The sequence below is a fragment of the Duganella sp. CF517 genome, from assembly GCF_900110275.1.
In the GTDB taxonomy this organism is placed as follows: domain Bacteria; phylum Pseudomonadota; class Gammaproteobacteria; order Burkholderiales; family Burkholderiaceae_D; genus Rugamonas.
The window spans coordinates 807,479-826,331 of record NZ_FODC01000001.1 but is presented as its reverse complement, the minus strand read 5'-3'; the positions used below and the strand labels follow the sequence as shown (position 1 = coordinate 826,331).

Genomic DNA, 18,853 nt, shown 5'->3' with positions numbered 1-18,853 from the left:
TTTAATGTGCGGCGGCAAGGTAGACTAGCGGCGCATAACAAAGTAGTCACAGCGGAAATATCACACCAGCACCTTCATTCAAGCCTATGCCTTTCAATATACCGATACTGTTAACCTGGTTGCGCGTCGCGCTGATTCCGCTGGTGGTGGGCGTCTACTATCTGCCGACGACGATGCTGCCGGTGGCCGATCAAAACCTGGCGGCGACGCTGGTGTTCATCGTCGCCGCCGTCACCGACTGGTTCGACGGTTTCCTGGCGCGCCGCTGGAACCAGACCTCGGCGTTCGGCGCCTTCCTCGATCCGGTGGCCGACAAGTTGATGGTGGCGGGGGCCTTGCTGGTGCTGGTGCAGCTGGACCGCGCCAACGCCGTGCTGTCGTTCGTCATCATCGGGCGCGAGATCGCCATCTCGGCGCTGCGCGAATGGATGGCGCAGATCGGCGCCTCCAAATCGGTCGCCGTCAGCTCGCTGGGCAAGATCAAGACCACCGCGCAGATGACCGCCATCCCGCTGCTGCTGTACCACGACGTGCTGTTCGGCGCGGTCGACACGCAGTTCTGGGGCGCGCGCCTGCTGGAGATCGCGGCCTTGCTGACGGTGTGGTCGATGTTCTACTATCTGCGCCTGGCGTGGCCCCTGATCAAGGAAAAAGCCGGCACGTTGTAGTGGCGGGCGCCGGAACGAAATAAACTATTTCCAATCTTTTTTATTCGACAAAGTTTTGACCATTGACAGCCGGCACAGATACTCTATAATGCTGGCCTGTTGTTGCTGATGACGACGCGGGAGTAGCTCAGTTGGTAGAGCGCAACCTTGCCAAGGTTGAGGTCGAGAGTTCGAGACTCTTCTCCCGCTCCAGTTTGATGGAGCGCCAAGCGTCAGAAAAAAGTAGGACTAGAATTAGCAACAAGTTGCTGCTATGATGTTGGACTCCGATGCGGGAGTAGCTCAGTTGGTAGAGCGCAACCTTGCCAAGGTTGAGGTCGAGAGTTCGAGACTCTTCTCCCGCTCCAGTTTCCCGGAAGCTGGCCGGCGTAGTAAAAAGTGGTAAAAACGTAACTCCAATGCGGGAGTAGCTCAGTTGGTAGAGCGCAACCTTGCCAAGGTTGAGGTCGAGAGTTCGAGACTCTTCTCCCGCTCCAGAATTCCGGATCGCAGCGCGTAACCCGCTGCGCTCTTAGTCAAAAGTTTCCTCTGGCGAGGTAGCAAAGCGGTTATGCAGCGGCCTGCAAAGCCGTGTAGACGGGTTCGACTCCCGTCCTCGCCTCCAGACAATTTGAACTCCAAGCGGGAGTAGCTCAGTTGGTAGAGCGCAACCTTGCCAAGGTTGAGGTCGAGAGTTCGAGACTCTTCTCCCGCTCCAGTATTGAAGAAGGGCAGCCATGTGGCTGCCCTTTTTGCACATGCCGTCACATTTCTGCCGGCCTTGCCCAGCGTGCCCTACGCAATTCGACACCATGTTGGTATCGAGAACAAACATCATGAGAAATCGGCAGGCCGGGTCTCGATTGCCACACGCGGCGGTTTGAACTCGAAGTCGGCATCCTCCGGCGTCGCTAACGCGTCGGCGATGTTACGCCGCTGCTTGTTGAGCCGCTGATAATCCCCAAAGGTCATCATGACGTGGGCAGGCCGACCCCGATCCGTTATAAATACCGGTCCGTTGCTTGTGGCCCGTTTGGCCTCGCTCACGCCTTCGTTAAATTCCCGGCTCGAAATGGTGGTAATTGTCATAGCGTCAATCCCGTGTGGTGGGTGATGTGGTGATGTTACTACGTGGGACGCACGGCTTCAGTGAGTGTGGTTAGAAAGGGCAGCCGGCGTGGCTGCCCGTTGAACGGATGGCGCGGACCGCTCAGGCGGTGACGTTGATGCGCTGACCGGTGGTCGGGTGGGGGCTGGCGGCCTGCTGGCCCACCACAGGGGGACGTTGCTCTTCCTGGGCGCCGCGCGCTTTCAGCAATTCGGCGAAGGTGGTTGGCAGACCGGACACCGGCTTGGGCAGCGGATGCTCGGTATCCAGGGAGGCATAGTAGGCCGCGTTCGGACTGGAGGCCCAGCCGCCGCCCGCCGATTTCCCTTGCGCCTGCATGTCCCGGATCCAGGCGGTGCCCGAGTTACTGATCGTTAGTGTGGTCATGTTGTTCCTTTGCTATTGGTTGAGGAAATATTTGATAGTTGCTCGTTGACTATACGTATTCGACGACCCTGTTTCTATGCCCATCTGCACAAGACTGTGATGTCGAAACTGGAACAATCGCCGAGCGGGGATTGTCCCGTTGCCGACAATGATGTAGTGCGTCAGGGCTGTCGCCATGTCGCCGGCGGTCCCCTACAATCGCCGCCATCGCACACCAACCACAGGGACCATCCATGCACAAGCTGATACAACTGCGCGAAGCCGGCGCGGGCATCGAGGAAATCGGCGCCATCCTTGCGCCCGACGTCGTGTTCCACAGTCCTATCTTGTCGCGCAGCGTCATCGGGCGCGAAGCCGTGGCGCGCGCCATGGTGGGCGCCATCGCCGTGCGCGAGGGCCACTACGTTACCGAAATGTCGGACGGTAAAATGACGCTGTTGGTGTGGCGCGGCACGGTCGATGGCCTGCCGCTCGATAGTTTTGAAATGCTGCTGCACGACGACGCCGGGCTGGTGGTCGAGCGTAGCGTCGCCATGCGGCCGTTCGCCTCGCTGCTGGCGTTCCGCCAGGCGTTCCACGAGCGGATGAAGGACGTGCTGGACCCCGCTTATTTCGCGTTGCAGTCCACGTCCACGCCGGCGTCGGCGGGGCCGTCGGACGCTTCTCGCGGCAAGGACTGATACAGCGCCGTGAACCAGTCGATGAAGGTGCGTAGCCGCTGCGGCATGTGGCGGTTGGGCCTGAATACGATGGACACCGGCCGTGGCGGCGCGGCGTACTCCCGCAGGATCTGGCGCAGCAGGCCGCGTGTCACTGCGGGACGCAAGGTGTACTCCGAGGCGCTGACGATGCCCAAGCCGGCCACGCCGCAGGCGAGGTAGGCATCGGCGTCATCGACGAAGACCGCGTGCGCCATCGGCACCTGCTCCAGCCGCTGGCCGACGGTGAATTCCCAAGGCCGGCTGCGGCCACCATGGTCCCACACATAGCCGACGCCGACATGGCGGGCAAGATCGGCCACGCTGCGCGGCTCGCCGTGCCGCCGCAGGTAGTCCGGCGAAGCGCAGGTGATGCGCGCCACCTCGCCGATGCGCTTGACGACCATGTTGGGATCGTCGCTGGCGCCGACCCGGATCGCACAATCGACGCCGGCCTCGATCAGGTTGACGCGGCGGTCCGAGATGGCCAGCTCGAAGTCGATCTCCGGATAGCGGGCGACGAACGCCGGCAGCGCGGGAATCAGCACGCCTTTCGCCATCGCCCCCGGCACGCCGACCTTCAGCCGTCCGCGCGGTCCCTGCCGGGCGCCGGCGGTGGCCGCCTCCATGTCGTCGATCTCGCTCAGCACCCTGGCGCAGCGCTCGTAGTACGCGCGGCCCTCGTCGGTTAGGGTGACATTGCGGGTGCTGCGGTTGAGCAGGCGCACCTTCAGACGCGCCTCCAGCGCCTGCACCATGCGCGACACCGACGCCGGCGGCAGGTGCAGCGCCTCGGCGGCGCGCACGAAGCTGGCCGCGTCGGCCACCCGCACGAACACCTGCATCGTGGCCAGGCGGTCCATCAACGCGGCGCGGCCTTGGCAAGGCGGCGGGCCGGGCAGGGGCCTTGCCTGGTGGGTGGGACGATGACAATCTCCATGAAATATCCGTGCGTCGCCGTTCGAGGGTCTCCATTTTACCTCTTTATGTGCAATTGCACACATAAAATTGGACGGGGTGGCGGTTTCGGCTCCAGGCCAACGCCGGTGCGGCGCCTGCGGTACACTGGCATCCGCACCGAACATCCTGTTATTGATTGAAACGCCATGACCAAGCAACCCGCCAAGCCACTCGCCATTTTGGACTGCAATTGCCTCGCTGTACGCCAGGCCGCGCGCGCGATCTCCTCGGTGTATGACCGGCATCTCGCGCCGACCGGCTTGAGTTCGTCGCAATTCAGTATCCTGGCCGCCATCCACGAGCGGCGCGACATGCCCGTGCAGGAATTGGCCGACGCGCTGGTGATGGACCGGACCAGCACGGTGCGGGCGCTGCAACCGCTGACGCGCGACGGCTACGTGCTGCAGCAGCCGGACCCGGCCTATCCACGCAAGCTGCTGCTGTCGCTGACGGCCGAGGGGCGCGCCACGTATAAGCAGGCGCGCAAGCACTGGCAGGCGGCGCAGGCGGAGTTCGAAGCCGGCGTCGGCCCGGCCGAGGCGGCGGCACTGCGACAGCAGCTGGCCGCCTGGAGCCGAAAACCGTAAGCTATCGAGCATCCATGATCGCGCAATGATCGCGCCGTAAGACCGTAGCGCGGCTTGCCGCTTGACAGCGGTCGCCGCGCATTTTACTATCTGCTTAATCTATCTACCGATAGATAGTTAACTTAACAGGACTATCATGACGATCAACCACACCACCACATCCCGCCGCACCTTGCTCGGCTCCCTGGCCGGCCTGGCCGCCCTTACCGGACTAGCGGCAGCCGCCAGCCCGGCCGCCGCAGCGACGGCGAAACCAGCCAAGCCGGTGCCATTGGCCCCGCTCACGTCCAGCACATTGACGCTGGACGACGGCACCACGCTGTACTACAAGGACTGGGGCAGCGGCCCGGCGGTGGTATTCAGCCACGGCTATCCATTGTCGTCGGACGCCTGGGAATACCAGATGCTGTTCCTGATGCAGCAAGGCTATCGCGTCATCGCCTGCGACCGCCGGGGCTTCGGCCGTTCGAGCCAGCCGGCCGGCGGCTACGACTACGACACCTTTGCCGACGACCTGGCGGCGCTGATCGACGCGCTCGACCTGAAGCAGGTCACGCTGGTGGGCCATTCGATGGGCGGCGGCGAAGTGGCGCGCTACATCGGCCGCCACGGCGAACGGCGCGTGGCCCGGGTGGCGCTGGTGGCCGCCGTCACGCCGTTCCTGCTGCAAACGCCGGACAACCCGGGCGGCGCGCCCAAAGCGCTGTTCGACACCTTCCGCGCCGCCGTGCAGGCCGACCGCTCGCAGTGGAACCGGGACGTGACCATGCCTTACTACAGCTACAACCGCGCCGGCGCCAAGGTGTCGGAAGGTGTGCGTGAGGACTACTGGCGCCAGGGCATGAACACCGGCGTGCTGGCCGCCTATCACGCGATCACCGCGTTTTCCGAAACCGACTTCCGCGCCGACCTGAAAAAAATCCGCGTGCCCACGCTGGTGGTGCACGGCGACGACGACCAGATCGTCCCGCTGGAAATTTCCGGCAAGCTGACGGCGCAACTGGTGCCCAACGCCACCTTGAAGGTCTACGAGGGCGGCTCGCACGGCCTGTTGATCACGCAGAAAGACCGGTTGAACGGCGATTTGCTGGCCTTCCTGCGCTCGTGATGCTACAGCCCGCCGACGCTGCCGACCGCGCCCAGGATGCTGTTGGCCACTTCGGCGGGATGTGAAATCAGCGCCACGTGGCTGGCGCCGCCGATGGCGCTGACACGGGCCTTGATCTGCGCCGCCTCCGCCTGCTGGAAGGCGCCGGGGATGATGCCGTCGGCGTCGCCGTACACCCACCACGACGGCTTGGTTTTCCAGGCGGCGGTGCCGACCTTATCGTCCAGCACATGGTTGAAGATCGGGCCCTGCACCGACGCCAGCACGGCGCGCTCGGCCGCCGGCACGTCCGGCGCGAAGCTGGCCGCGAAGGTGGGCGCGTCGAGCGACAGATAGCCGGCGCTGTCGACCACCAGGCCTTTTTGCCAGGCGCCGGCCGGGTAGGGCCTGGTGATGTCGTTGATCGACTGGCCGTCGCCGGGCGCGAAGGCCGACACGTACACCAGCGCCGCGACCTTGCTGTCATTGCCCGATTCCGTGATCACCGCGCCGCCGTAGGAGTGGCCCACCAGCACCACCTGGCCGCTTTGCGCGGCGATGGCGCGCCGCACGGTGGCGGCGTCGTCCGCCAGCGACTGGCGCGCCAATTGCACGGCCACCACCGTCAGGCCGCGTTGTTGCAGCAGCGGGATCACCTTGGACCAGCTCGAGCCGTCGGCCCAGGCGCCGTGCACCAGCACCACCGTGGTGGGTTTGATCTCGGCCGGCGCGGTGGCGGCGACTGCGTCGGAACCGCCGCAGCCGGACAGGGACAGGGTGCCGGCCAGCGCGGCAACCGCGAGCGCGATCGCGCCCAGGGGTTTGCGTAGTTGTTTCATGAGGTATTCCCGAAAATGAAAAAGAAATTGAAAGTGCTGCAGCGATGGACATCATAGGCACGCCCCTTCGGCGCGACCATGACGCGAACGCCTTGGTTCATGCCCCATCGTCCGAAACAGCGACCGTTCCGCCGGCCGATGCCGACCTGCTGTCGCAGGTGCTGACGCAGGTACGCCTGCGCGGCGGCGTCGTAGACCGGGCCGAATTAAGCGCGCGGTGGGCGCTGCGCTTTCCCGCCGGCGTCGCGCATTTTTACTATGTCGAGGAGGGCGCGGCGTGGCTGCAACTGGAAGGGCGAACGCCATTCCCGCTGGCGCGCGGCGACCTGCTGCTGTTGCCGCACCGGCAGCATCACACCCTGCGCGCGGGGCAGGGCGACGCGGCCTGCCGATTGATCTGGGGCCAGTTCCACTTTGACGGCGCCGCCGCGGCGGCTGTCGCAGCGGCGCTGCCGCCCATCCTGCATTTGCCAGCGCAAGACTCCGCCGCGCCACCGTGGCTGAACGCCATCACCCGTTTCCTGCTGCAGGAGGCCGATGGCGGCGGTCCCGGCTCGGCGCTAATGGTCTCGCGGTTGGTGGACTTGCTGGTCATACGGGCGCTGCGCGGCTGGGCCGAGGGCCAGGACCGGCACCCGGGCTGGGTTGCCGGCCTGTCGGAGCTCCGGCTGGGCAGGGCGCTGCGCGCCATCCACGCCGAGCCGCATCGTCACTGGACGGTGCAGGCGCTGGCGGAGCTGGCCGGCATGTCACGCTCGGCATTTGCGGAACGCTTCACCACGGCGGTGGGCAAGGCTCCGCTGCAATACGCGCAGCACTGGAAACTGACGCTGGCGCATGACATGCTGGCGCAGGGCACGCCGGTCGGTCGAACGGGATGGCGCAGCGGATACGCCTCGGAGGCCGCCTTCAGCCGGGCCTTCGCACGCCATTTTGGCTATGCGCCAAGCACGGTGCGCGGGCGGCGCGCTTGACTGAGTGTGTAATTGCACATATCATCGAGCCAGACTATCTGGCGGGGCGCTACGTGCCCGACACCCGGTGGTTTTTCAAAAAATATCTTCGAGGAGTTGTTATGCAAGCTTTTCCCGCCATCGCGCGCGTCAGCCCCGTGGACGCCGCCGACCGCGCCAGCGCCGTCGATTTCGTCAACCGTGTCAACTGGCTGTTTGAAACCTGGGACGTGGAAGGCATGATCGACGCCTTTCTGCCCGACGCCGTGGCCTACCACTTCCACGGCACCATCAGCGGCCACGCGGAAATCCGCCATTTCTTCGAACACGATTACCCGTATCTGATTCCGGGCGTGAGCCGTCATGCGACCAACCACGTTGTCGATGCGGATGGCGACGGCGTGCAGGTGCGCTATCACAACCTGCTGGTGCGCCACGCGTTGCCGCAGGATGCACCCGCGCTCGGCGCGGGGCAGGTGATGACCAGCCACGACGGCCTGCCGGCCATCTGGCTGTACTCGCCGATGCGCGACCGCCTGGTCCGCACGGCCGATGGCTGGAAGATCGCCGAGCGCTATATCGGCGGCTCGACCACCAATGCCGCCCTGACGCCGGCCGATACCTCGGCTGCCGCTTTCGAACGACTGATGCCGGTCCTGCCGGCCTGATAGACCAAGGAGATGAAATGAATGTTATCAAAGCCATGCCTTCCAACTTCGAGCCGCCTTTCGCCCTGAAGATAAAGGCGACCATGGCGCAACCCGACGCATCGAACGGACCGACCTTGCGCGCGCTGTCGTTTAGCGAAATGATCAACGGCACGGTCGCCGATGTCGTCGACGCCAACCACGATATGTTGATATCGCAGCAGGAGTACCTCGGTCAGATCGTGTCGGCCGGCGGCACGCAGGCGCAGTCGGACGCCTTGTACCGAAAGCTCGATGCCAACGGCGATGGCCAGGTGTCGTCGTTCGAGTTGCGCGACAGCCTCGCCGATCCAACGGCGGGAACAACCCACGACGCGTTGGTTAAGGAACTGTTCGACCAGATTCAGGCCGGGCAGTCGACAACGCGGCCGGCGGGTACGGTGCTTAACGCGCAGGGCCAGATCGCCGACGCGGCGTCGGTGGCGCGCTATATCTACACGCATTTCCCGGGCAATGTGGACGTGGTCTAGACGGCACCGGCCTGCATGAAAAGGGAGTCCCCGGGGACTCCTTTTTTTATTGTCCGCTGCGGTTTTTCACACTCGGACGCTCCGCCACCGTCGCTTGCCAGGCTTGCAGCGCCGGGTATTCGTCGGTGACCGTGATGCCGACGAAGGCCGCGTGCAGCAGCGCGCAGTAAACGGTGATGTCGGCCATCGAGAATTGTGCGCCGGCCAGGTAGGGCGACCTGGCCAGGATGCCGTCGAAATAGCGCATGCCGGTCTTGAATTTCTCCAGCTGGCGCCCGCCCCATTCCTTGCGGCCGCCCCAGTCCGGGCTCTTGTGGGCCTCGAGGGCGGCGCCCAGGCCCGGCGTGGCGTAGTGGAAGTAGCCGCCGATGCCATCGATCATCCAGTCGTCGGCGCGTTTCTGCATCATGTGGACCATGGCTTTTTCACGCGGCGTCTTGCCGGTCAGGACCGGGTTGCCATCGAGGTTGTCCAGGTATTCGGTGATCGCCACGCATTCGGCGATATGGGTGCCGTCGTCCAGCTCCAGCACCGGCACCACGCCGTTTGGATTCTTCGCCAGGAAGGGCGGTTGCTTGTGCTCGGCTGCGATCAGATCCACCGGGATGAAGGTGAACAACTGGTCGATGCCTTTCTCCGCGAGCACGATGCGGATGCGGGCGGGGTTGGGGAAGCCTGGGGTGTCATAGATTTTCATGTGGAGCTTTCTGTGAGTCTACCTTTCGGTAGATAGAGTAAAATAAACGATAGAGACGCCTTCCAGAGTTGTCTATCTATCGATAGGTAGATAATAGCTCCGGCGGTTTTGTCGCGTCAAGCGAAAATTTTCCAGGATCAGGTATGGCAAGCGATAAAAAACAGGAAGTGATGATGGCCGCAAGGCTGATGGTGCAGGCGCGGGGCTACAGCGCGCTGAGCTTCCGCGACCTCGCGGAGGCCGTCGGCGTCAAGAGTTCCAGCATCCATTACTATTTCCCGACCAAGGGCGACCTTGGCGCCGCCCTGGCGCGGCAGTACACGGACGAGTTCATGGAGTACCTGAACGGCCTGCAACAGCAGGGACTGGACTGGAAAACCTGCCTGGACAAATACGCCGACGTGTTTCGCGAAACACTGCTGCGCGAAAACCGTATGTGCATGGCGGGCGTGCTCGCGGCCGAGCGGCCCGGCCTGGCGCCGGAAGTGAGGGCGGAAGTCGAGCGCTTCACCGAACAGATCGTCGGCTGGCTGGCGCGCGTGCTGGCGGTGGGACATCCGCGCATGGACGCCGAGGCGGTGAAGGGCCGGGCGTTCGCGGTGTTCTCCGCTATCGAGGGCGCGCAACTGGTGGCGCGCGGCTGCGACGACGTGTCGGTCTTCGATAATACCCTAGCGGCCTACCGCGTGGCCGGTCTGTTGCCGTAAAGGATAAGGATCAGGTAAACCAGCGCTGTTGTTTGTTTGATACAGCCAATCGACAGTCTCGTGTTACATTCCTGACTCCCTTAATCAATTCCGCGATCGTGTGCGTTTTAAATTGTTATCGATAACCACCGTGGTTCGTTGGCCTATTCCGCAGTAACCGGGCTTTTTTTTGTCGGCATTTGTTATCGATAACATTATGTGTTGCAGGCAGGGGGACATCAGCATTTCTAACTATCAGGAGACATATGGACAACCAAACCCTTCAGGGCGTCAAGCGGCAAAGTCCGCAAGCGCCCGCCCACCGCAGCCTTACTCTGTGCGCCGCGATCACGTCGGCGCTGCTGGCTTTTTCGAGCCCTTGGGCGACGGCCATCAGCTTCGTCGCCACGCCCCAGGCCCAGCCGACGGTCAGCGACGCCGGCTTCAAACATCCGGCGCTCGGCTTCACGCTCGAGCAGCTCGAGTACGCCCGCCAGCAGGTCAGGGCCGACGTCGAGCCGTATAAAACCTACTACAACACCCTCGCCACGGTCTGCTGCAACTACGCCAACATCAACCTGCAGCCGACCAACCGCGACGCCACCAAGATCGACACGCCCAACACGCCCAACTTCAACAACGGCACCGCGCAGACCCGCCTGATCAACGATTCGCAGGGCGCGCTGACGCAATCGCTGCTGTACTACATGACCGGGCAGAACGAGTACCGCCGCAACGCCATGCGCATCCTGCGCACGTGGAGCAACATGAATCCCAACGGCTACGCCTACTACCCGGACGCCCACATCCACACCGGCGTGCCGCTGTTCCGCATGCTGCTGGCGGCCGAGATCATGCGCTACACGCCGGCCGATGCCGCCTACGCCGCCTATCCGCTGGCCTGGACCGCCACCGATACGCAAAAGCTCAAAGACAACCTGATCGACCCGATGGAGCGCACCTTCTTCGCCAGCAACGAGCGCTTCATGAACCAGCACGTGTATTCGATCGTCGGCCGCCTGGCCGGCGCCATCTTCACCGACAACCGCGCCCGCTACGACGAAACGGTGGAGTGGCTGACGGTCAACGCCAGCTCGACCCGGCCGGACATCAACGGCGGCATCCTGCCGCTGATCCCGTTGATCGATACCGACAACCCGCACAACACGGCGGGCTACCCGTTCTATCAGATCCAGGAAATGATGCGCGACCAGGCCCACGGCGGCGACAATGTCGACAACCTGATCGGCTTGCTGCGGCTGGTGACGTCGCAGGGCACCAAGGTCGACCCGTACACCGGCAAACCGTCCAGCGCCGGCGACGCCGTCAGCGTTTACAAATTCGGCGGCAACCGCGTGCTGATGGGCGCCGACGCCTATGCCCGCTTCATGCTGGGCCACGACACCCCGTGGGCCGACACCAGCGGCGGCACTTCGGGCATTTCCGAGGCTTACCGGGGACGGTTGAACCAGGTCGAAGGCATTTCCGAGGTCTACAACGTCTACAAGTACGAGGAGGGCGTGGACGTCGACACCGTGGCGCCGTATCTGGCGACGGCGGCCGCGCACGCGAACGGTCCCGTCACGCCATGGGGGCAGGCGAGCCCGGCGAACAAGGACATGGGCGCCGAGGCGTTCCTGACGCTGCCGAAGGCGCTGACCGGCGTCCCGCTGCCCGTCAACACCGGCATGCTGGAGACCGAGCGCAAGTCGGTCTACCTCAACGGCGACTGGACCACGGCGACGGAAGGCGAGCGCACCTACGGGCGCGCGCGGCTGACGCCCACCGGCGCCACGGTGGTGTTCCACGACATCGCCTACGCCGACCGCAGCAAGTACGCGCCGGTCGGCTTGATGGTGCGCACCAACGCCGTGACCAAGCTGGCCGCCAGCGCGACCGTGGGCGCCAGGCCGTGGAGCGAGATGACGGTGCCGGACACCGGCGGCCAATGGCGCTACATCGTGCCGGACAGCGCCAACGCGGCGACCGCCGGCAGGCGCCTGGGCGACAACATCATCTACTTCAAATTCTCCGGTCCGGAGGGCGCGACGGTCGATGTGGACTACGTCAACCTGGCCGCGCCAACGCAATTGACGCCGCCGCGTTTCACCATGCCGGTGTTCCCCGAGACGGAGCTGGTGGTACAGGGCATGCCCTATCAAGCCCTTTACACGGCCACCGACGCCAACGCCGCCGACACCGTGGTCTACAAGGCCGTCAGCGCGCCGCCGGGCGCCACGCTGGACACGACCACCGGCGCGCTGGCCTGGACCCCGGCCGCGCATCAAGTCGGCGTGCACGACCTGGTCGTCAGCGCGACGGACGGCGTCTCCATCAGCACCATGACGGCGCGCCTGAGCGTGCAGCCCGACCGCCAGACGGCGTTCGCCGCCGCGATGGGCGCCTATGACACGGGGTCGGCCTATACGACGCCATCGCTGGCGACGTTCAAGGCCGAGCTGGCGCCGTTGCGCCAGGCCATGGCGAGCGCGCCCGACGCCGAATTTCCGGCGCTGCTGAAAAAAGTGCAGGAAGTGACGCGCAAGCTGGAGCTGCTGAATCCCCGGCTGGCCTCGGACGGCAGCCTGGACTGGAGCAAGAACATGGTCACCCCGACCGTGCTGAGCCCGAACGCCATCCCGTCCTTGGTGGACGACGACTACACCACCACCTCCGGCGATTTGCGCAACGTCGTCACCCTCGACTTCGGCGAGAACTACCGCGTCGCCGCCAACGCCTTCGGCATCCGCGCGCGCTTCATGTTCGGCAACCGTTCCCAGGGCATCAATGTCTACGGCTCCAACGACAACGCCGGCTGGACTTTGCTGACCAGCCGCGAGACCACCGACACCGGCGGCCAGAACTTCGCCATGGAGGTCATTCCCGTGCTGCCCGGTCTGGAAAACCAGCGCTATCGGTACTTCATGGTGCGGGTCGACCATCCGGGTCCACCGACCGATCCGGCCTATCCCGGCATTTCCTCGTACAGCGAACTGCATTTCCACGGCTCGCGCTTCGATTTGCTGGCGCCGGTCGATGTCGGCGCCAGCGTCAGGATGCTGCAGTCGGGCCTGACGGTGAACCGTTTCACGCAAAAATATAGCGGCACGGTGTCCATCACCAACATCACCCAGCAGGCGCTCAAGGGGCCGTTGCACTTGCGCCTGGAGAACCTCACCGCCGGCGTCACGCTCGACAACGCGACCGGCGTCGACGACGGCGTGCCTTACATCACGCTGCCCGCCGGCGAGCTGGCGCCGGGCCAGGGTGTGACCTTGACCACCACCTTCAGCAACCCGTCCAGGGCGGCCATCGGCTATGGCCGCAGGCTCGTCAGTGCTAAATACCAGGGAGATCCGCAATGAACCATGTCAAATACCTGTTGGCGAAGCTGCTGCTGGCCGCCTGCTTGCTGGGCGGGGCGGGCCAGGCCGGCGCCGCGCCGCAGTACACCATCACCATCGACACCGCCACCCTGGGCAGCGGTCCGGCGTATCTGGGACTGTACTTCCTCGGGCTGGCCGATGCCGCGCCGGCCACGGCGACGGTGAGCAATCTGGCCGGGGCGTTTTCCGGCAAGCCCCAGCTCACCGGGGCGGTCACCGGCATGCCGCCAGGACCGCTGGTATTCGGCAACGCCGGCGCGGGCGGCGAGCTGGTGATGACGATCAGCCTGGGCGGCGTGCTGTCGTTCGACGTCGGCTTCACTTTGGGTGCCGGTGACGTGGGCACGACCTTCGGCTGGTCGCTGTTCGACGAGACCGGCTATCTCGGCGCGGACGGCGATCTGGGGACGGTGTCGCTGCAGCCCGGCGCCGCGCCGGGAGCGGTCTTCACGGTCAACAACGCCAGCGGCCTGAGTCATGTATCGGCGGTTCCGGAGCCGTCCGCCGCGCTGCTGATGATCGCCGGCATGCTGGGCCTGATGGCGCACGCGCGCCGCCGTCGTTAGGCGCGGCACGCGACCAGGGCGGGGCGAGGGCATTGAGCTTAGGCGGGCTATGCTGTAATCTGTTGCTTTTTGGTTACTAAGTATGCCGCCAGTATGATTTACCCGTCGCCCGCTCCCTTGGCCGGCGCGCCGCGCGCGCGCCGGCGTCGCGCCCCGTGGGCGGCGGCCTTTGCGGCCACGGCCACGATGGTGGCCACAGCGATGGCCACAGCGATGGCCACAGCGGCCGCCGGCGAGCCGCCGCCGTTCTGGCGCACCAATCTGTCGCACAAGGCGTGGATCAAGCAGGACGGCGCGCCGTCCGACGCCATGGCGATGGTGCAGGACCGCGCCGGCATGCTGTGGTTCGGCGCGTCGGACGGCCTGTTCCGCTTCGACGGCGTGCGCTTCGAACGGCTCGACGATATCGCCGGCAACAAGCTGCTGTCGCCCAACGTCCGTTCGCTGGCACTGTCCGGCGACGCGCTGTGGGTGGGCTACTCGCACGGCGGCATCTCCGTGTTCGAGCATGGCGCGGCGCGGCACTACGGCGAAGCCGAGGGCGTGCCGCCCAGCGCCATCCTGCAGATCGCCCAAAGCGGCGACGGCACCCGCTGGTTTTCCAGTCCCGCCGGCATCTACCGGCTCGACGGCGAGCGCTGGCGCCGGTTGTCGCCGGCCGACGGCGTGCCGCCCGGCGACCAGCCGACCTTCAATGTGCTGCGCGATGGCGGCCTGCTTGTCACGCAGGTTGACGGCTTGTACCGCCAGATCCCCGGCACGCACCGGTTCCGCCGCGTCGACGGCTTCGGCAGCATGCAGCCGAGCCAGCTGCTGTCCGATGGCCGGGTGCGGGTGTTTCGCTTCGGCATGCAGCCGCGCATCTTCGACCCGGGGACGGAGACGTCGGCGCCGCTGTCCTTGCCCGACGTCGGCGTCATGCCCTACAGCGTGCACCGCGACCGCCGCGGCGCCTGGTGGATCGGCCCCGGCGACGGCATGCGGCTGTACACGCCGGATTTCGCCTTGAAGAAACTGCTGCCGGCGCCCAATGGGTTCAGCGCCAGGCGCGTGTTCACCGGCCCGTTCGACGACCGCGAGGGCAATCTGTGGTTCATGACCGAGAACGGCGTCGACCGCATACGGGAAACCCGCTTGTCGGTGCAGGACATGCCGACCGGTAGCACCGATTTCAGCATCACCGCCGGCGCGGATGGCGAGGTCTGGATCAACAGCCACTCGTCGTTGCACGCGCTGTCGCCGCCGACGTTCGCCATCGCGGCCGACGGGCGCCGCATCGACAGCGCGATGGAGTCGGCCACCGCCGGCGCGCTTGCCGCCGACGGCACGCTGTGGTTCGGCAACGTCCACGCGCTGTGGCGGCGGCGCGATGGCGCGGTGCGGCGCTGGCCGCTGCCGCCGGCGCTGATACAGCAGCCGATGCAGGCGCTGGCGATCGGCGGCGACGGCCGGCTGTGGGTATCGATCATGCGGCGCGGCGTGCATACCTTCACGGACGGCGTCTGGCAGGCCGGCGGCGGCCACGCCGAACTGGCCGGGCGCGACGCCACCGCCTTGCACACCGACCCCTCGGGGCGGCTCTGGCTCGGCTACGCGGGCAACGCCATGGCGATGCTGGAGCACGGCAAAATCCGGCGCTTCGGCGCCGCCGACGGCCTGGCGGTCGGCAACGTGCTGGCGATGTTCAGCCGCCGGGGCACGCTGTGGGTCGGCGGCGACCAGGGCCTGGCCCGCTTCCACAATGGCCGCTTCGTCGCGCTCGACGACGGCGCCGGCCGGCCGTTCACCGGCGTCTCGGGCATCGTGCAGACGGCGGCGGGCGACCTGTGGCTGCACGGGCTCGATGGCCTGGTGCGCATCGGCGCCGCCGACCTGGCCGCCGCGACGCGCGCGGACGGCAAGGGCGGCCGGGTCGCCGCCGAGCGTTTCGACCATCTGGACGGCCACGAGGGCGTGCCGGCCCAGGTGCTGCCGCTCGAGACGCTGGTCGAAGCCGGCGACGGCCGCCTGTGGTACGCCACCTCCAGCAGCGTCGGGCTGATCGATCCGCGCCGCATCGTCCGCAACCCGGTGGCGCCGACGCCGCTGATCACCGCGCTCACCACCGACACGCGGCGCTACCGCGCCAGCGCCGGCCTCGGGCTGCCCAGGCACACGCACAACCTGCGCATCGACTTCACCGCCGCCGTGCTGTCGGTGCCGGAGCGGGCCCGCTTTCGCACCCGCCTGGTCGGGCAGGACCACGGCTGGCGCGACGCCGGCGCGCTGCGCCAGGCCTTCTACACCAACCTCGGTCCCGGCGACTACCGGTTCGAGGTGATGGCCGCCAACGAGGACGGCCTGTGGAGCGCCGCGCCGGCCAGCCTGGCGTTCCACATCGCCCCGGCGTTCTACCAGACGTTCTGGTTCAAGCTGGCGTGCGGCGCGCTGCTGGCCGCCGGCGCGTATCTGCTGCACCGGCGCCGGCTGGCCAGCCTGACGGCGCGCGCCGTCGAGCGCATGCGCGCCCAGCTCGAGGAGCGCGAGCGCATCGCCCGCACCCTGCACGACACCTTCCTGCAAAGCGTGCAAGGCCTGATCCTGCGCTTCCACGGCATCAAGCACGCGCTGCCCAAGGACGACGCGGCGCAGTCGCGCATCGACGCCGCCCTCGACGCCGCCGACGCCGTGCTCGACGAGGGGCGCGACCAATTGCTGGACCTGCGCGTGCACCACGCCTGCCGCGACGATCTGGCGCCGGCGCTGGCGGCCGCCGGCGACGCCGCGTGCGCCGAGCGCGGCGTGGCGTTTTCATTGCAAGAGCGCGGCGCGCGGCGCGCGCTGCGGGCCGACGCCCAGGACGAGTTGTACGCCATCGCCAAGGAGGCCATCGCCAACGCGCTGCACCATTCCGGCAGCGCCACCTTGGCCGCCGAGCTGGCGTATGGCGCGGCCGCGTTCACGCTGACCATCCGCGACCAGGGCAAGGGTTTCGGGCTGGCGCCGGGCGACGCGCCGGTGCCGCGGGGCGGGCGCCACTGGGGCCTGACCGGCATGCGCGAGCGCGCCGCGCGCATCGGCGGCGCGCTGCGGCTGCGCAGCGCGCCCGGCGCCGGCGCCACCGTCGAGGTGTCGCTGCCGGCCGCGCTGGCCTACCGGTAACGGCGCGCTTGTGTCAGAATGGACGCTCCCATTTTCCCCTGGTTTTTATGAGCGCCTTCACGCCGCTGCCGATCACGATCCTGAGCGTCGACGACCACCCGCTGTTCCAGCAGGGCATCGCCAGCGTCATCGCCGCCGAGCCGGACCTGTACCTGGTCGGCCAGGCCGCCAGCGGCGCCGAGGCGATCGCGCTGCATCGCGCGCTGCGTCCGGCCGTCACCTTGATGGACCTGCAAATGCCCGACATGGGCGGGGTCGAGGCCATCGCCGCCATCCGCGCCGAGTTTCCCGCCGCGCGCATCGTCGCGCTCACCACGCTCGAGGGCGACTGCCACGCGGCGCGCGCGATCATGTCCGGCGCGGTCGGCTACGTGTTCAAGAGCGCGGTGCGCAAAAGCCTGCTCGAGACGGTGCGCCACATCCACGCGGGCGGGCGCAGCATCCCGCCGTCGCTCGCGTTGGCGATGGCCCAGAGCCGCAACGGCAGCGTGGTCACGGCGCGCGAGGTGGACGTGCTCAGGCTGGTCGCGCGCGGCAACACCAACGCCGCCATCGCCGAGACGCTGGGCATCTCGAGCGAAACCGTCAAGGGCTACATGAGCAACATCCTGCTCAAGCTGCAGGCGCGCGACCGCGCGCACGCGGTGATGATCGCGCTCGAGCGCGGCATCCTCGGCCTCTGACGCCGCGCGCCGCCGGCCGCGCCGGCCCGATGGTGGCGGCGCGGTCGTGGCCCCCCATTTCAGGGGGGTAAACCGGCGCCATCTGCGCGGCGCACCACCCCGGCGGCGGGAAAATCAGGCAAGCTGGTCGCTACGACGACGACTTCCAACGGGGACCGCTTTGGCAATGGACCAGATACATCTCATGCGCGTGTTTGTCGCGGTGGGCGAACAAGAGAGTTTTTCCGGCGCGTCGCGGCGGCTCGAGCTCTCGCCGGCGGCCGTCACGCGCGCCGTGTCCGCGCTCGAGGCGCGCCTGGGCGTGACGCTGTTGCTGCGCACCACGCGCAACGTGCGCCTGACCGAGGCCGGCCGGCGCTACCTGGACAACAGCCGCGAAATCCTGGCCAGCATCGAGGAGGCGGGGCGGGCCGCCGCCGACGTCAACGCCGCGCCCAAGGGCCGCCTGTCGGTCGCCGCCTCGGTCTTGTACGGCAAGTCGTTCGTCGTGCCCTGCGTGGTCGAGTACCTGCGGCGCTATCCGGAGGTCGAGGTGCTGGCCCATTTCCTCGACCACAACGTCAACCTGGTCGACGAGGGCATCGACGTGGCGGTGAAGATCGGCCCGCTGCCCGATTCGAGCCTGAAGGCCATGCGCGTCGGCCAGGTGCGGCGCGTGCTGTGCGCCTCGCCGGAGTACCTGGCCACGCACGGCGTGCCGCGCCATCCGGGCGAGCTGCAGCGCCATACCGTGATCGCCGCGGCCGGGGTGTCGCCCGGCGCGGAATGGAAGTTCGGCGGCGCCGGCGAGCCGACCACGGTGCGGATGAAGCCGCGCCTGACCGTCACCAGCAACGACGCCGCGGTCGAGGCGGTGATCGCCGGCCTGGGCATCTCCCGGCTGCTGTGCTACCAGGTGGCCGCCGGCCTGGCCGAGGGCCGCCTGCGCATCATCCTGGCCGACTACGAGGAGGCGCCGTGGCCGGTGCACATCCTGCACCGCCACGGCACCCTGGGCTCGTCGAAGGTGCGCCACTTCATCGACCTGCTGGCGGCGTCGCTGCGCGCGCATCCCGGCATGCAGCACCGCGCCTGAGGCCTGGCCAGCGCCTGGCGGCGGGCGATTGTTTCAAAAATACCACATTCCGCTAGCACATTTCCGGGGTACGTGGCGCGCGATACGCGCCCCGGCGCGGCCCACCGTGCGGGTCGGCGCCGAAAATTGTGGTCTCGACATTAAAATTAAAAATTTGACATGTCAAAAAATTAAAT

The 18,853-nt window shown here is 66.5% G+C and carries 18 protein-coding genes and 5 tRNA genes; 18 read left to right on the top strand and 5 right to left on the bottom strand.

The features are described 5' to 3' along the window. The first annotated feature begins 86 nt into the window (after positions 1-86). The 6 genes from pgsA (at position 87) to BMX85_RS03430 (ending at position 1,365) form a co-directional block, all read left to right on the top strand. Complete coding sequence (gene pgsA, locus BMX85_RS03455) at positions 87-668, top strand: CDP-diacylglycerol--glycerol-3-phosphate 3-phosphatidyltransferase (protein WP_090314270.1); 582 nt, start codon at positions 87-89, stop codon at positions 666-668. 116 nt (positions 669-784) lie between these two features. After that, positions 785-860 (top strand) — tRNA-Gly (locus BMX85_RS03450). Positions 861-939: 79 nt separating this feature from the next. After that, a tRNA-Gly gene (locus BMX85_RS03445) sits at positions 940-1,015 on the top strand. Positions 1,016-1,068: 53 nt separating this feature from the next. Then, positions 1,069-1,144: transfer RNA gene (locus tag BMX85_RS03440), tRNA-Gly, on the top strand. A gap of 54 nt (positions 1,145-1,198) precedes the next feature. Beyond that, positions 1,199-1,272: transfer RNA gene (locus tag BMX85_RS03435), tRNA-Cys, on the top strand. A gap of 17 nt (positions 1,273-1,289) precedes the next feature. Continuing rightward, positions 1,290-1,365 (top strand) — tRNA-Gly (locus BMX85_RS03430). Positions 1,366-1,481: 116 nt separating this feature from the next. Here BMX85_RS03430 and BMX85_RS03425 read toward each other — a convergent pair. Together BMX85_RS03425 and BMX85_RS03420 are read right to left on the bottom strand one after the other, a co-directional pair. Continuing rightward, a complete protein-coding gene (locus BMX85_RS03425; RefSeq protein WP_090314269.1) occupies positions 1,482-1,736 on the bottom strand; it encodes a type II toxin-antitoxin system Phd/YefM family antitoxin in 255 nt (84 codons plus the stop codon). A 121-nt stretch (positions 1,737-1,857) separates the two neighbouring features. After that, complete coding sequence (locus BMX85_RS03420; RefSeq protein ID WP_090314268.1) at positions 1,858-2,142, bottom strand: hypothetical protein; 285 nt, start codon at positions 2,140-2,142, stop codon at positions 1,858-1,860. Between the two features lie 233 nt (positions 2,143-2,375). Here BMX85_RS03420 and BMX85_RS03415 point away from each other — a divergent pair, with 233 nt between their 5' ends. After that, entirely contained in the window at positions 2,376-2,822 is a 447-nt protein-coding gene (locus tag BMX85_RS03415) for a hypothetical protein (RefSeq protein WP_090314267.1), read from the top strand. Here the strand turns inward: BMX85_RS03415 and BMX85_RS03410 are convergent. After that, positions 2,750-3,703 carry a LysR family transcriptional regulator gene (locus tag BMX85_RS03410; RefSeq protein WP_218147297.1) on the bottom strand — a complete coding sequence of 318 codons (954 nt, stop codon included), beginning with the start codon at positions 3,701-3,703 and terminating at the stop codon, positions 2,750-2,752. The two genes, BMX85_RS03415 and BMX85_RS03410, sit on opposite strands and share 73 nt — an antisense overlap. A 243-nt stretch (positions 3,704-3,946) precedes the next feature. Here BMX85_RS03410 and BMX85_RS03405 point away from each other — a divergent pair, with 243 nt between their 5' ends. Next, a complete protein-coding gene (locus BMX85_RS03405) occupies positions 3,947-4,387 on the top strand; it encodes a MarR family winged helix-turn-helix transcriptional regulator (RefSeq protein WP_090314266.1) in 441 nt (146 codons plus the stop codon). A gap of 136 nt (positions 4,388-4,523) precedes the next feature. Further along, positions 4,524-5,495, top strand: coding sequence for an alpha/beta fold hydrolase (locus tag BMX85_RS03400; protein ID WP_090314265.1), 972 nt, complete (start codon positions 4,524-4,526; stop codon positions 5,493-5,495). Positions 5,496-5,497: 2 nt separating this feature from the next. On the opposite strand, the gene BMX85_RS03395 is transcribed toward BMX85_RS03400, so the two are convergent. Beyond that, positions 5,498-6,313: an alpha/beta fold hydrolase gene (locus BMX85_RS03395; RefSeq protein WP_090314264.1), complete on the bottom strand. Its 816-nt coding sequence runs from the start codon at positions 6,311-6,313 to the stop codon at positions 5,498-5,500. 44 nt (positions 6,314-6,357) lie between these two features. Here BMX85_RS03395 and BMX85_RS03390 point away from each other — a divergent pair, with 44 nt between their 5' ends. From BMX85_RS03390 to BMX85_RS03380, 3 genes are all read left to right on the top strand, one after another. After that, complete coding sequence (locus tag BMX85_RS03390) at positions 6,358-7,287, top strand: AraC family transcriptional regulator (RefSeq protein WP_090314263.1); 930 nt, start codon at positions 6,358-6,360, stop codon at positions 7,285-7,287. Between the two features lie 101 nt (positions 7,288-7,388). Beyond that, positions 7,389-7,934 (top strand): nuclear transport factor 2 family protein, encoded by a 546-nt coding sequence (locus BMX85_RS03385; protein WP_090314262.1) that lies wholly within the window; start codon positions 7,389-7,391, stop codon positions 7,932-7,934. 17 nt (positions 7,935-7,951) lie between these two features. Beyond that, positions 7,952-8,443, top strand: a complete 492-nt coding sequence (locus BMX85_RS03380) for an EF-hand domain-containing protein (protein ID WP_090314261.1) — start codon at positions 7,952-7,954, stop codon at positions 8,441-8,443. Positions 8,444-8,489: 46 nt separating this feature from the next. Here the strand turns inward: BMX85_RS03380 and BMX85_RS03375 are convergent, their stop codons facing one another. Beyond that, positions 8,490-9,140 carry a glutathione S-transferase family protein gene (locus tag BMX85_RS03375; protein ID WP_090314260.1) on the bottom strand — a complete coding sequence of 217 codons (651 nt, stop codon included), beginning with the start codon at positions 9,138-9,140 and terminating at the stop codon, positions 8,490-8,492. A gap of 143 nt (positions 9,141-9,283) precedes the next feature. On the opposite strand from BMX85_RS03375, the gene BMX85_RS03370 reads away from it, so the two are divergent. The 6 genes from BMX85_RS03370 to BMX85_RS03345 all read left to right on the top strand — a co-directional run bounded on the left by BMX85_RS03370 (position 9,284) and on the right by BMX85_RS03345 (position 18,677). Further along, positions 9,284-9,847, top strand: coding sequence for a TetR/AcrR family transcriptional regulator (locus tag BMX85_RS03370; protein ID WP_090314259.1), 564 nt, complete (start codon positions 9,284-9,286; stop codon positions 9,845-9,847). Positions 9,848-10,092: 245 nt separating this feature from the next. Then, complete coding sequence (locus BMX85_RS03365) at positions 10,093-13,191, top strand: putative Ig domain-containing protein (protein ID WP_090314258.1); 3,099 nt, start codon at positions 10,093-10,095, stop codon at positions 13,189-13,191. Next, positions 13,188-13,778 carry an NF038129 family PEP-CTERM protein gene (locus BMX85_RS30375; protein ID WP_090314257.1) on the top strand — a complete coding sequence of 197 codons (591 nt, stop codon included), beginning with the start codon at positions 13,188-13,190 and terminating at the stop codon, positions 13,776-13,778. Before BMX85_RS03365 ends, BMX85_RS30375 begins: the two co-directional genes overlap by 4 nt. Positions 13,779-13,991: 213 nt before the next feature. Continuing rightward, positions 13,992-16,919, top strand: coding sequence for a sensor histidine kinase (locus BMX85_RS03355; protein ID WP_177196637.1), 2,928 nt, complete (start codon positions 13,992-13,994; stop codon positions 16,917-16,919). Between the two features lie 47 nt (positions 16,920-16,966). Further along, positions 16,967-17,602, top strand: a complete 636-nt coding sequence (locus tag BMX85_RS03350) for a response regulator (protein WP_090314255.1) — start codon at positions 16,967-16,969, stop codon at positions 17,600-17,602. Positions 17,603-17,786: 184 nt separating this feature from the next. Then, positions 17,787-18,677, top strand: coding sequence for a LysR family transcriptional regulator (locus BMX85_RS03345; RefSeq protein WP_307172724.1), 891 nt, complete (start codon positions 17,787-17,789; stop codon positions 18,675-18,677). Positions 18,678-18,853: the final 176 nt, after the last annotated feature.